Genomic DNA, 12569 nt, shown 5'->3' with positions numbered 1-12569 from the left:
CTCTCACCGGCACGACCCTCGCCGCTGGGCAGGCGGAGAGGTGAAACGCCTGTGGAGGCGATGTAAGACCCGGAGGAGAGGCTTCCTCTCCGAAGGGCGATCGCCGGCGAAGCAGGAAGGTCCAACCCGCGAGGGTTGGAATCCCACGGGTTCGTCCGTCGGGAGGATGTCAACCCTTGAATCCCATCGTGATGGCGAGCGGCGGCGCGAGGAAGCCGAGGACGAGGACGGCCGCGAGGGCGCCGGCGAGAACCTGGAGCATCCTGCGCCGCCCGCCGCGGGCCCAGCCGAGGGTCTGCAGGGCGCTCCAGACGCCGTGCCGCAGGTGCAGGCCGACCATGACGACGGCGACCAGGTAGAACAGCGTGACCCACCAGCGGCCGGGCTGGAAGCCGGCGATCATGCGGTCGGCCGGGGCCGAGTCGTAGCCTTTGGGGTTGACCACGCCGAAGGTCAGGTCGAGCAGGTGCCAGACGACGAACAGCGCGATCGTCACGCCGCCCCAGCGCATGATGTGCGCGACGTAGCCGCCGGCCTGCGACTTCTTGGCCACGTACTTGACGGGCCTGGCCCGGCGCGCCCGCCGTGCCAGCGAGACGGCCGCCCACATGTGCAGGACGACGCTGGCCACGAGGATGACTTCGAGGACGGTCAGGACGGTCCGGTACGGCAGGAGCGGCTCGGCCAGCGTACGCAGCGCGTGGGCGTACTCGTTGAAGGAGTCCTTGCCGAAGAAGATCTTGAGGTTCCCGAGCATGTGCAGGACCAGGAAGCCCACCATGATCGCACCGGTGACGGCCATGACGACCTTCTTGCCGGTCGAGGAACCGAGGAAGCCGGAGGGCCGCTTGCGCGGCTTGGGCGCGGGGGGCGCGGCTGTGGTGCTGGGCACCGGCGCCGTGGCGGTGCCACGCTCGATCGTCGCTGTCACATCTTCGGACGTTAGATATGCAGGGGTGATCCGTCCAAGTCATCACTGATCTGATTTCGATAGCCGTAGGCTATGATGCTTGTTTCGTACGGCAGGCGCCCGATTCCTGCCCGGCGAATGCGACAAATCTCACATGCAGCTGCACCAGCTCGCCTACTTCGTCGCAGTGGCGGAGACCCGGCATTTCACCCAGGCGGCCGAGCGCATGCGGGTGGCCCAGCCGTCCCTGAGCAAGCAGATCAAGGCGCTGGAGAGCGATCTGGGCGCCCCGCTGTTCTCCCGCGCCCGGGGCAACGTCACCCTCACCCCCGCCGGCGAGGCGCTGCTGCCGCTGGCCCGGCGCATGCTCGCCGACGCCGACACCGCCCGCCGCGAGGTGGCCGAGCTCGCCGGCCTGCGCCGGGGCCGGGTACGGCTGGGCGCCACCCCCTCGGTGTGCTCGGGGCTCCTCGGCGACGCGCTGGCGCGCTTCCACCACGCCTATCCCGGCATCGAGCTGCTGGTGGAGGAGGGCGGCTCGCGCGACCTGGTCCGCACGCTCGCCCGGGGCCAGCTGGACCTGGCGCTCATCATCCTGCCGCTGCAGAGCGACGACCCCGCCCTGGTGACCGAGGAGATCCTGCGGGAGAACCTGGTGGTGGCCACCGCGTCGCGCAACGCGCCGCGCAAGCCGTACCTGAGGATCGAGGAGCTGCGCGGCCGGCCGCTGGTGATGTTCCGGCACGGCTACGACCTGCGGGAAGCCACGCTGAGCGCGTGCCGCCAGGCCGGGTTCGAGCCCCGCTACGCCGTCGAGGGCGGGGAGATGGACGCGGTGCTGCGGTTCGTGGAGTCGGGCCTGGGCATGGCCGTCGTGCCCTCGATGGTGCTCGACGGACGCCCCGGACTGGCGGGAACGCCGCTCGCCCCTCCTGGGCTGCGCCGTACCATTGCCGTGGCCCGTCGCAAGGACGTGGAGCCTACCCGGGCGGCGCACGCCTTCCGCGACACGCTGATGTCCTTCCTCGCCGAGGCCGACCGAGAAGGAACCCTTCCACAAGGACTCGAGCGCATCGGACAATGAACGACGACCATGAAGGAGTTCCTGTGATCGAGCGGTGTGAGGGCGCCAGGAGGGCTCTGTGACCCAGACGCTTGACGTGCCGCTGACCCTGCTGCTCATCGAGGACGACCCGGGCGACGCCTTCCTCGTCGAGGAGCTGCTCGCGCAGGCCGAGGTGCCGCCGAAGGTCATCTGGGTGCGCAGCATCGCGGAGAGCCGGGGCAGGCTGGACGAGACCGTCCACTGCGTCCTGGTCGACCTGTCCCTGCCCGACGCGCAGGGCCTGGAGGCGCTGGAGCAGGTGCTGGCCATGGCCCCGCACGCCGCCGTGCTGGTGCTGACCGGGCTGCGCGACGTGCACGTGGGGGTCGCGGCGGTCCAGGCGGGCGCACAGGACTATCTCGTCAAGCAGGACGTCGACGCCCGGCTGCTGGCCAGGGCGGTCCGCTACTCCATGGAGCGCAAGCGCGCCGACCTGGCCCAGCGCCGGCTGGTGCAGGCCGAGCTGACCGCCAAGGAGAACGCCCGCCTGGAGCGCGGCCTGCTGCCCACCCCGATCCTGCGCACCGACGCGCTCGAGCACACCGCCCGCTACCTGCCCGGCCGCGAGCGCACGCTGCTGGCGGGCGACTTCTACGACACGTTCGAGACCCCCGACGGCGCGATCCACATGATCGTGGGCGACGTGTGCGGGCACGGCCCGGACGAGGCCGCGCTCGGCGTGTCCCTGCGCATCGCCTGGCGCACGCTGGTGATGGCCGGGCAGTCCGGCGACACCATGCTGCAGATCATGGACGCCCTGCTGCGGCAGGAGCGCAAGTCGCCCGAGATCTTCACGACGCTGTGCACGGCGACCATCTCCCCCGGGCTGGACCACGCGCGGCTGTATGTGGTGGGCCATCCGCCGCCCATCGTGCTGCGCGGCCACCAGGACGGCCAGGAGGTCATGACCGTGCCCGACTCCCCCTCCGGGCCGCCGCTCGGCATCTTCCCCGACATCGAGTGGACGCCGATCGACGTACCGCTCGGCGAGGAGTGGTCGCTGCTCATCTACACCGACGGCCTCATCGAGGCGACCGTCGGCGAGGGCACCGACCTGCTCGGCACCGAGGGACTGCTCGGCATCATCCACGAGCACGGCCGGATCGACCTCGACCGGATCATCGAGGGCTTCGCCGGGATCCGTGACGACCTGGCGGCCGTGCTGGTGTCCAGGAAGGCCTGACCGATGCGCGCGATGCCCATCGGGCGCTGGTTCCTGTTCTCGGCCGTGATCGGGGCCCTGGTGCTGGTCGCCGGGGGCGCCGTCATGGCGAACTCGCTGGTCCAGCTGAGGGAGGCGCGCGACCGCATCATCCTCGTCATCGACCCGGCGGCGATGAAGACGCTGGACCTCACGCTCGCCCTGGCCGGCCAGGAAGGCTCGATCCGCAGCTACGGCCTGACCAAGGACCCGCGCTACCTCCAGGCCTACCGGCAGGCGGCCGCCGACGAGCGGCGGGCCCTCGCCGAGCTCAGGAGCCTGCTCCCCGACGACGGGCCCCGCCTGGACACCATCACCGGGACCATCGACGCCTGGCGGCGCGACTACGCCGACCAGGTCGCCGCGGGCACGCCTCTCACGACGGAGCTCGGCGAGGTCGGCGCCACCCGCTTCGGCGAGGTGCGCGCCCTGGTCGAGCAGGAGCGCACGGCGCTGGAGCGGCGCCACGCCCAGGCCACCGCCACCGTCGACGAGCGGACGACGGACCTGTACCTGGCGCTGGGGGTGCTGCTGGCCGTGGTGCTCGGGCTGCTGGTCCTGCTGTCGGTCATCGTGCGCCACGTGCTGCTGCGGCCGGTCACCGACCTGGCCCACCAGGTGGACGAGGTCACCAAGGGCGACTTCGAGCGCGAGATCCACGTGGACCGGCCCGCCGAGCTGGCCAAGCTGGCCGGCCACATCGACGGCATGCGCCGCGAGATCATCCGGCAGTGGCAGCTGTCGGAGGAGCAGGCCGCCGAGCTGCGGCGCTCCAACAGCGAGCTGGAGCAGTTCGCCTACGTGGCCAGCCACGACCTGCAGGAGCCGCTGCGCAAGGTGGCCAGCTTCACCCAGATGCTGGAGCAGCGCTACGGCGACCAGCTCGACGAGCGGGCCAAGCAGTACATCGCCTTCGCGGTCGACGGCGCCAAGCGGATGCAGCTGCTCATCAACGACCTGCTCGACTTCTCCCGCGTCGGCCGGATCGGCGGGGAGAAGGCGCCCATCGACAGCGAGATCCCGCTAGAGGCGGCGCTGCGCAACCTGGAGGCGCAGATCGAGGAGACCGGCGGCACCGTCACCCACGACGACCTGCCCGAGGTCGTCGGCAACCGCTCCCAGCTCACGCAGCTGTTCCAGAACCTCGTGGGCAACGCGCTGAAGTTCCGCAGCGACGAGCCGCCGGTCGTGCACATCTCCGCCAAGCCGCTCGACGACGGCATGTGGGAGTTCGCCTGCGCCGACAACGGCATCGGCATCGAGGAGAAGTACGTCGAGCGGATCTTCCTGATCTTCCAGCGGCTGCACGCCCGCGACGCCTACCCCGGCACGGGCATCGGCCTTGCGCTGTGTAGGAAGATTGTCGAATACCACGGTGGCCGGATATGGGTGGACACCGCCGAACGCGAGGGAAAGGGCACGACGATCCGATGGACGCTGCCGGGAGCAACAAGCACCTGAGCGAGATCGAGGTCCTCCTGGTCGAGGACGACCCCGGCGACGTGCTGCTGACCCGTGAGGCCTTCGAGCTCAACAAGGTCAAGAACCGGCTGCACGTCGTCAACGACGGCGAGCAGGCCATGGCGTTCCTGCGCAGGGAGGGCGAGTACGCCGACGCGCCGCGGCCCGACATGATCCTGCTCGACCTCAACCTGCCGCGCAAGGACGGCCGGGAGGTGCTGGCCGACGTCAAGGCCGACCCCGACCTGCGCAGCATCCCGGTCGTCGTGCTGACGACGTCGGAGGCCGAGGAGGACATCCTGCGCAGCTACCGGCTGCACGCCAACGCCTACGTCGCCAAGCCCGTGGATTTCGACCAGTTCATTCGGGTAGTGCGGCAGATCGACGACTTCTTTGTGACGGTGGTGAAGCTCCCCCGCAGCTCCGGCTGACGTGATACGTGATACGAATCACAAGCGGTAAGGAGTGACCCTCCTCACACCATCGGTGGGAGGCGTCGTAACGTATCCCCCACCGCGTAAGTGAAGAGGTATCAATGTCCCAGACCACGGCCGAGCCAGCGGCCAGGAAACAGCGGGCGAAGATCAGCGAACGGACGCTGAGGACGGACCAATGGTGGCGTTACCCGCTCGTCACCTTCATCATCTTCACCGGCTTCCTCGTCTACAGCTTCTGGGCGATCTTCGACGGAAGCTACTGGGCCGAGCCCTATCTGGCGCCGTTCTCCGCCCCCTGCCTGGCGACGTCCTGCCCGGAGGGGGCGACGCTGTTCGGGTTCACCCCCTTGGGCGACTGGTACACCCTTCCGCCGGCTCTGGTGATCCTGGCCTTCCCCGCCGGCTTCCGCTTCACCTGCTACTACTACCGCAAGGCCTACTACCGCGGGTTCTGGCTGTCGCCGCCCGCGTGCGCGGTGAACGAGCCGCACAAGAAGTACACCGGCGAGAGCCGCTTCCCGCTGATCCTGCAGAACGTCCACCGCTACTTCTTCTACGCGGCGATCGTGGTCGGCCTGATCCTGGCCTACGAAGCCGTCGTGGCGCTCGTCCACAAGCCGATCGGCCTGGGGACGTGGATCCTGCTGTTCAACGCCGTCTGGATCAACCTGTACACGGCCTCGTGCCACTCCTGCCGCCACATCACCGCGGGGCGGCTGAACCACTTCTCCAAGCACCCGCTGCGCTACAAGCTGTGGACGGTGGTGTCCAAGCTCAACGCCAAGCACCAGGAGCTGGCGCTGATCTCGATGTTCACCGTGATGGGCGCCGACTTCTACGTACGGCTCGTCGCCAAGGGTGTCATCAACTTCCCGTGGGCTTAAGGATCTGAACAACAGTGGAAATCGAGCGTCACGAATACGATGTCGTGGTGATCGGCGCCGGCGGGGCAGGGCTCCGGGCGGCGATCGAGGCGCGGCAGCAGGGCAAGCGGACGGCGATCGTGTGCAAGTCGCTGTTCGGCAAGGCCCACACCGTCATGGCCGAGGGCGGCGCGGCGGCGGCCATGGGCAACGTCAACCCCAGCGACAACTGGCAAGTCCACTTCCGCGACACCATGCGCGGCGGCAAGTTCCTCAACAACTGGCGCATGGCCGAGCTGCACGCCAAGGAGGCGCCCGACCGCATCTACGAGCTGGAGGCGTGGGGCGCGCTGTTCGACCGCACCAAGGACGGCAAGATCAGCCAGCGCAACTTCGGCGGCCACGAGTACCCCCGCCTGGCGCACGTCGGCGACCGCACCGGCCTGGAGCTGATCCGCACCCTCCAGCAGCGCGTGGTGGCCCTCCAGCAGGAGGACTACGACAAGCACGGCGACTACGAGGCCTACATCAAGGTCTTCGCCGAATGTACGGTGACCCGCCTGCTGAAGGACGGGGACCGGATCGCGGGCGCGTTCGGCTACTGGCGCGAGTCCGGGTCCTTCGTCGTCTTCGACGCCCCGGCGGTCGTGCTGGCCACCGGCGGCATCGGCAAGTCCTACACGGTGACGTCGAACTCCTGGGAGTACACCGGCGACGGCCACGCCCTGGCGCTGCTGGCCGGGGCCAAGCTGATCAACATGGAGTTCATCCAGTTCCACCCCACGGGGATGGTCTGGCCGCCCTCGGTGCGCGGCATCCTGGTCACCGAGTCCGTCCGCGGCGACGGCGGCGTGCTGCGCAACTCGCTCGGCGAGCGCTTCATGTTCAACTACATCCCCGAGGTGTTCAAGGACAAGTACGCCACCACCGAGGAGGAGGCCGACCGCTGGTACACCGACCAGGCCAACAACCGGCGCCCGCCGGAGCTGCTGCCGCGTGACGAGGTGGCCCGGGCGATCAACGCCGAGGTCAAGGCCGGTCGCGGCTCCCCCCAGGGCGGCGTCTACCTGGACGTGTCCACCCGGCTGTCCGCCGAGGAGATCAGGCGGCGCCTGCCGTCCATGTACCACCAGTTCAAGGAGCTGGCCGACGTCGACATCACCACCGAGCCCATGCAGGTCGGCCCGACCTGCCACTACATCATGGGCGGCGTGGAGGTCGACGCCGACACCGGCGCGGCGGCCGTCCCCGGCCTGTTCGCGGCCGGCGAGGTGTCCGGCGGCATGCACGGCTCCAACCGGCTGGGCGGCAACTCCCTGTCCGACCTGCTGGTCTTCGGCCGCCGGGCGGGCCTGGGGGCCGTGGAGTACGTCAACGGCCTGGCCGCGCGGCCCAAGGTCGACGAGGCGGACGTGGCGGCGGCCAGGACCGAGGCGCTGGCGCCGCTGGAGCGGACGGGCGAGAACCCGTACGAGGTCCACCAGGAGCTCCAGAGGTCGATGAACGACCTGGTCGGCATCATCCGCAAGGCCGAGGAGATCCAGGAGGCCCTGCAGGTCATCGAGAAGCTCAAGGAGCGCGTCAAGCTGGTCGGCGCGGCTGGGGGGCGCATCTACAACCCCGGCTGGCACCTGTGCCTGGACCTGCGCAACATGCTGCTGGTGTCGGAGTGCGTGGCCAGGGCGGCGCTCATGCGCGAGGAGAGCCGCGGCGGCCACACCCGCGACGACTACCCCTCCATGGACCCCCAGTGGCGGCGCAAGCTGCTGGTGTGCTCCACCGAGGACGGCTCGTCGATCAGGGTGGAGGAGCAGCTCCAGCCCCCGATGCGCAAGGACCTGTTCGAGCTCTTCGAGCTGAGCGAGCTCAAGAAGTACCTCACCGACGAGGAGTTGAGCGCATGAGCTACAAGGCGAAGTTCCGCGTCTGGCGCGGTGAGGGCGGCGAAGGCAGGCTCGAGGACTTCACCGTCGAGGTCAACGAGGGCGAGGTCGTCCTCGACATCCTCCACCGGCTCCAGGCCACCCAGGCCCCCGACCTGGCGGTCCGGTGGAACTGCAAGGCGGGCAAGTGCGGCTCCTGCTCGATGGAGATCAACGGCAAGCCGCGCCTGGGCTGCATGACCCGCATGTCCACCTTCGCGCAGGACGAGGTCATCACGGTCACCCCGATGCGGACCTTCCCGGTCATCAAGGACCTGGTCTGCGACGTGTCCTTCAACTACGCCAAGGCCCGGGAGATCCCGTCGTTCACCCCGCCCGCCGGGGTGCGGCCGGGCGAGTACCGCATGCAGCAGGTGGACGTGGAGCGCTCGCAGGAGTTCCGCAAGTGCATCGAGTGCTTCATGTGCAACAACGTCTGCCACGTCATCCGCGACCACGAGGAGAACAAGCCCGCCTTCGCCGGGCCGCGCTTCCTCATGCGGATCGCGGAGCTGGACATGCATCCCTACGACGTGGCCGACCGGCAGGAGGCCGCGCAGAAGGAGCACGGCCTCGGCTACTGCAACATCACCAAATGCTGCACCGAGGTCTGCCCCGAGCACATCAAGATCACCGACAACGCGCTCATTCCCATGAAGGAGCGCGTGGTCGACCGCAAGTACGACCCGCTGGTGTGGCTGGGCAACAAGATCTTCCGCCGCCCGAAGTGACACCGTGAACGAAGAGGGGGCGCCACCCTTACGGGCGGCGCCCCCTCTTCGTTCGTCAGCGGCGGTTCAGCGGTCGTCGCGGAGGAACCCCGGCCGCGGCTCCTCCACCGTCCGGCCCTCCCACGGGTCCGGGTCGCCGTGCTCGGCGTCGAAGGCCGGGGCGTGCGGCTCGCGGTAGGGCGCGTCGCCGCCGGGCGGGATGTCGGCGGGCGGAGCCTCGCTCGGCGGGATGACCGGCTCGAACGGGTCACGGTACTCCTTGACCGGCTCGAACGGCTCGCGGTACTCCTTGACCGCCTCCGGCTGCACGACCACCGGGTCCTGCGCGGGCGGCTCGTAGGCGGGCGGCTCGTAGGCGGGCGGCTCCTGGTACGGCGGGGCCGCCTGGCCGTACATCGCGGGGTCGTGGTAGGCCGGGGCGTACTGGACGGGCCCGCTCGGGTAGGTCTGCACCGGCACGAAGCTGATGATGGGCGCGTAAGCCGTACCACCCGGGTAGCCGGGGAACGGACCGGCGGCGCCGGGCCCGGCCGGGTAGCCGTGCGGGTCCGTGGGCGGGCGCTGCGGCCCGGCCTTCCGTACGGCTGCCGCGTGCGCCATCCTGCGCAGCCGCCCCTCGAAGACGAGCACCGCGAACAGCGCCAGCAGCACCAGGATGAGCGCCGGGATGGCCAGCCGGTTGGTGAAGCCGCGCAGGTCGCGCTCGGGCGTGGCGGCGCGGACCTCCAGCGCCGAGGACTCGCCGGTATCCGAGGCCGGCGCGGTGGCCGGCGGCGAGCTCTCCTGGCCGGCCACGACGGGCAGGCTGACGGAGGGTTCGGGGGTGGGCGTCTGGGTGGCGACGATCGGCGGGGCGGTGGGCAGCTGCTGGGGCGAGGACTGGACCGGCTGCGGGGTGGGCGTCGGGGGCGCCTGCGTGGTGGGGGCGGGCTTGGGAGTCGACTTCTTGCTCGGCTTGGGCGTCACCGTCTTGGTGATCGTGGTCTCCGGCTGCTCCGTCGGGGTCGGAGTCGGCAGGGTCGTGGTGACCGTGACGGTGACCTCGGGCGTCGAGGGCTCGCAGACGCCGCCGGCGTCGCAGGGCTCCTCGAAACCGGGGTCGAGGACGAGCACGGCCGCGTTGGCGCCCTGCGTGACCAGCGGCGAGGCCAGTAGCACGGCACCGCCGCTTAAGCCGATGGACAGCAGCACCGCCGATGCGGCCGTCAGTCGCCTGGACTTCACCTGCGCCCCTTCGCAGTTCCGATGCCTCAGCATTGGAATACTAGCCGGGTAAAAGTAACAGTAAAGTCGGCGTCATGGCACAGGCCGCATACGGCGCCGCATTTTCCCACGTTGTGCCGAGGAAATCGCGGACAGGGCAGTCAGGAGAATGGCGATTCCGGCGGCGGCGAGCGGCAGGTCGCGCAGCACGGCCGGCGGGGTGGCCGGCGAGGCGGCCGATTCCGGGTCCTCCCGGCGGGAGGCGACGAGCTCCCGCGGCAGCGGCGCGCCGGCGGGCCTGAAGGCCGGCCTGGGCGCCACGGTCGGGGGCAACGGGACCGTCAGGGACAGCGTGGCCGCCTGGGCGGGAAGAGCGCCGGTCGCGACCGGCGGAGCTTGGGGGCGCGTTCCGACCGGCCGCCGTTCGCCGTCCAGCCGCACATCCGCCCGCGGGTCGTCGCCGGGACAGCGATCGGCGTCGTCGGCGGACGCGCCGCCCGCCACACCCACCGTGGCCGAAGCCAGCACCCCCGCGACGACCGCGCACCGCAGCCACATCCCTCGGTTCGTCACGGCACTCTCCTCGACACATCACTCCAGGCAATGATTGTGTCACTTAGAGTAACAAACCTAATCCCGGGCGAGCACATCGGCGACCGCCTTCATCACCGGGAGGTCCGCCTCCAGCCACGGCACGGAGAAGTACTCCTCCGGCGCCAGCCAGCGCAGCGCCAGGTGCTCCTTCGGCTGCGGCGCCCCCTCGACGAGCGTGGCGAGGAAGACCCGCATGACGTAGCCGGGCGCGAGCGGCCAGTCGCCGCCCACCCGGCGGCCCACCGAGATCTCCACGCCGAGCTCCTCGCGGCACTCGCGGACCAGCGCCTCGGCCTCGCTCTCCCCGGGGTCCACCTTGCCGCCGGGGAACTCCCAACCCCCGGCGAGCGCGGGCGGGTCGCCCCGCTGTGCGGCCAGGACCCTCCCGCCGGAGCAGATGGCGGCGGCGACGACAACGACGGTCACGGGGTCACAGCGTATTGCGCAGCTTCCTCAGCTGCGCCAGCACGTCCGGATTCTGCAGCGGCCGGGTGAAGCCGACCAGGCTGGGCCGGTCGTCGTACCGGGTCACCTTGATGGGCCCACACAGCCGGCAGCGCGCCTCGACCATCTTGCCCTTGGCGACCACGAGCCCGACGTGGCCGGGACTGCCGGGCCTGGTGCCGGGCCCGGCGTTGAAGAACACCAGGTCACCCGGCTGCTCCTGCCCCGGCTCGACCCGCACGCCGAACGGCCACTGCCCGAACGTGGTGCGCGGGATGCTCAGCCCCACGCTCCGGTAGGCCATGTACACGATGCCCGAGCAGTCGAAGGCGTCCGGGCCCGTGCCGCCCCACAGGTACGGCTTGCCGCGCTGGGCCAGCGCGTAGGCCAGGATGCCGCGCACGACGTCGCTCGGGGCGGCCGCCACCAGCGGCTCGTCGCAGGCCGGCTCGGCCTCGGGCGGCAGCCCCACCTCGCCGCTCCTGGCGTAGCCCCGGGCGATCTCCATCACCTGGTCGACGTACCACCAGGCGCGGTTGTAGACGAACAGGGCGCGGCGGACGTCCTCGGGGGCGCCGTTGCGCCTGAGCATCTTGGCGGCGCCCAGGATGGCGTCGGCCGGGTTGTAGACGTCGCCGATGCCGTCGCCGTCGCCGTCGGAGGCGTAGCCGTTGAACTCCTCGTCCATGCTGATCCGCGCCTTGCCGCCCCACGTGCCGATGAGGAACTGCATGGGCCCGGCCGCGCCCGCGTAGTTGGTGCCGCTCTTGACGCCGGGCAGGGTCGAGCGGCCGTGGTCGGTCTCGCGCTTGCCCACGGCGGCCAGCACGTTCCACTGCACGCCGACCTTCTTGCCGTGCTTCTTGTACAGCTCCAGGTAGTCGGCGGGGATGTCGGAGGCGGCCGTGTCGGAGACCTCCTCCACGGGCGTGCCGTCCTCCATGCAGTCCACGGTGCCGCCGCCGAGGAAGGACGGCACGGAGGTCATCAGCATGGGAGACATGATCATCGTGACGAGGACGAGCGCGGCGGCGCCGAGCGCCAGCAGCAGGCGGGAGTGGGAGGAGGGGGAGTTCACCCTTGGGGGTCTCCCTCCTGGCCCTCGCCGGCCGGCTGCAGGTCGTACACCCGCCAGTCCGAGCCCACCCGGGTCACGGTCACCGCGTAGTCGGCCGTCACGGTGTCCTTGCCGTTCTTGGTCGTCAGCTCCTGCGTGCCGGTGATGACGAACACCACCGAGGTGGCGCCGACCTCCCTGATCTCCTTCAGCCGTGCGGTGCCGGTGGAGACCACCTGGTCGGCGCGGTTGCGCTCGACGGTGCCCGCCGAGGTCAGCGACCGGGTCAGCACCTCACCCAGGCCGCCGGTGGTGAACACCTTCACCCGCGCCGCGTAGGCGGCGGGGTCCTCGTCGTAGCGGAAGGTGCCGTAGGTGGCGGTGAACCGCTCGGCCAGGTCGGCCGCCGCCGCCAGCTGCTCCTTGGTGACCGGCAGGTAGGAGTAGATGTCGAACGGCTCGCCGGTGGCCGTGGCCAGCGGCGAGGCGGGGGCCTGGCCGGCCGCCGTGACGGTCGCGCTGGGACGGCTCGCGACCGGCTCGGCCGCGTCGCCCTCCTGGAAGAAGGTGAGGTAGACGCTCAGTGCCACCACGGCCACCACCACGGCCGCGAAGGCGATGACGCGCTTGCCGCTGGTCAT

General features: G+C 70.3%; 13 protein-coding genes. 7 read left to right on the top strand and 6 right to left on the bottom strand.

The features are described from left to right. Nucleotides 1–169: 169 nt before the first annotated feature. On the bottom strand, nucleotides 170–931 hold the full coding sequence (locus tag BSB02_RS05260; protein ID WP_084957352.1) for a succinate dehydrogenase cytochrome b subunit: 762 nt from the start codon (nucleotides 929–931) through the stop codon (nucleotides 170–172). A gap of 133 nt (nucleotides 932–1064) precedes the next feature. Here BSB02_RS05260 and BSB02_RS05255 point away from each other — a divergent pair, with 133 nt between their 5' ends. The 7 genes from BSB02_RS05255 (at nucleotide 1065) to BSB02_RS05225 (ending at nucleotide 8630) form a co-directional block, all read left to right on the top strand. Then, complete coding sequence (locus tag BSB02_RS05255) at nucleotides 1065–1994, top strand: LysR family transcriptional regulator (RefSeq protein WP_084957349.1); 930 nt, start codon at nucleotides 1065–1067, stop codon at nucleotides 1992–1994. Nucleotides 1995–2052: 58 nt separating this feature from the next. Next, nucleotides 2053–3198 (top strand): PP2C family protein-serine/threonine phosphatase, encoded by a 1146-nt coding sequence (locus BSB02_RS05250; RefSeq protein ID WP_084957347.1) that lies wholly within the window; start codon nucleotides 2053–2055, stop codon nucleotides 3196–3198. Between the two features lie 3 nt (nucleotides 3199–3201). Then, nucleotides 3202–4677, top strand: coding sequence for a sensor histidine kinase (locus tag BSB02_RS05245; protein WP_084957346.1), 1476 nt, complete (start codon nucleotides 3202–3204; stop codon nucleotides 4675–4677). After that, complete coding sequence (locus BSB02_RS05240; RefSeq protein WP_084957344.1) at nucleotides 4647–5108, top strand: response regulator; 462 nt, start codon at nucleotides 4647–4649, stop codon at nucleotides 5106–5108. The genes BSB02_RS05245 and BSB02_RS05240 overlap by 31 nt, the downstream gene beginning before the upstream one ends. Before the next feature lie 104 nt (nucleotides 5109–5212). Continuing rightward, nucleotides 5213–5998 carry a hypothetical protein gene (locus BSB02_RS05235; RefSeq protein WP_084957340.1) on the top strand — a complete coding sequence of 262 codons (786 nt, stop codon included), beginning with the start codon at nucleotides 5213–5215 and terminating at the stop codon, nucleotides 5996–5998. A 14-nt stretch (nucleotides 5999–6012) separates the two neighbouring features. Next, a complete protein-coding gene (locus tag BSB02_RS05230; RefSeq protein ID WP_084957338.1) occupies nucleotides 6013–7881 on the top strand; it encodes a fumarate reductase/succinate dehydrogenase flavoprotein subunit in 1869 nt (622 codons plus the stop codon). Continuing rightward, nucleotides 7878–8630, top strand: a complete 753-nt coding sequence (locus tag BSB02_RS05225) for a succinate dehydrogenase/fumarate reductase iron-sulfur subunit (RefSeq protein ID WP_084957336.1) — start codon at nucleotides 7878–7880, stop codon at nucleotides 8628–8630. Before BSB02_RS05230 ends, BSB02_RS05225 begins: the two co-directional genes overlap by 4 nt. A gap of 66 nt (nucleotides 8631–8696) precedes the next feature. Here BSB02_RS05225 and BSB02_RS05220 read toward each other — a convergent pair whose 3' ends face one another. The 5 genes from BSB02_RS05220 to BSB02_RS05200 form a co-directional block, all read right to left on the bottom strand. Beyond that, complete coding sequence (locus tag BSB02_RS05220; RefSeq protein ID WP_143590254.1) at nucleotides 8697–9854, bottom strand: hypothetical protein; 1158 nt, start codon at nucleotides 9852–9854, stop codon at nucleotides 8697–8699. 72 nt (nucleotides 9855–9926) lie between these two features. Further along, nucleotides 9927–10406, bottom strand: coding sequence for a hypothetical protein (locus BSB02_RS05215; RefSeq protein ID WP_143590252.1), 480 nt, complete (start codon nucleotides 10404–10406; stop codon nucleotides 9927–9929). Between the two features lie 57 nt (nucleotides 10407–10463). Further along, nucleotides 10464–10853, bottom strand: coding sequence for a (deoxy)nucleoside triphosphate pyrophosphohydrolase (locus BSB02_RS05210; protein WP_084957330.1), 390 nt, complete (start codon nucleotides 10851–10853; stop codon nucleotides 10464–10466). Between the two features lie 4 nt (nucleotides 10854–10857). Next, the gene (locus BSB02_RS05205; RefSeq protein ID WP_240506195.1) at nucleotides 10858–11949 is read right to left on the bottom strand and encodes a C40 family peptidase; all 1092 of its coding nucleotides are present in this window, start codon (nucleotides 11947–11949) and stop codon (nucleotides 10858–10860) included. Beyond that, nucleotides 11946–12569: a hypothetical protein gene (locus BSB02_RS05200; RefSeq protein ID WP_084957328.1), complete on the bottom strand. Its 624-nt coding sequence runs from the start codon at nucleotides 12567–12569 to the stop codon at nucleotides 11946–11948. The genes BSB02_RS05205 and BSB02_RS05200 overlap by 4 nt, the downstream gene beginning before the upstream one ends.

The organism is Thermoactinospora rubra, assembly GCF_002093975.1.
GTDB lineage: Bacteria > Actinomycetota > Actinomycetes > Streptosporangiales > Streptosporangiaceae > Nonomuraea > Nonomuraea rubra_A.
Note: the sequence above shows the minus strand (reverse complement) of the source record. Positions and strands in the feature narration are given on the sequence as shown.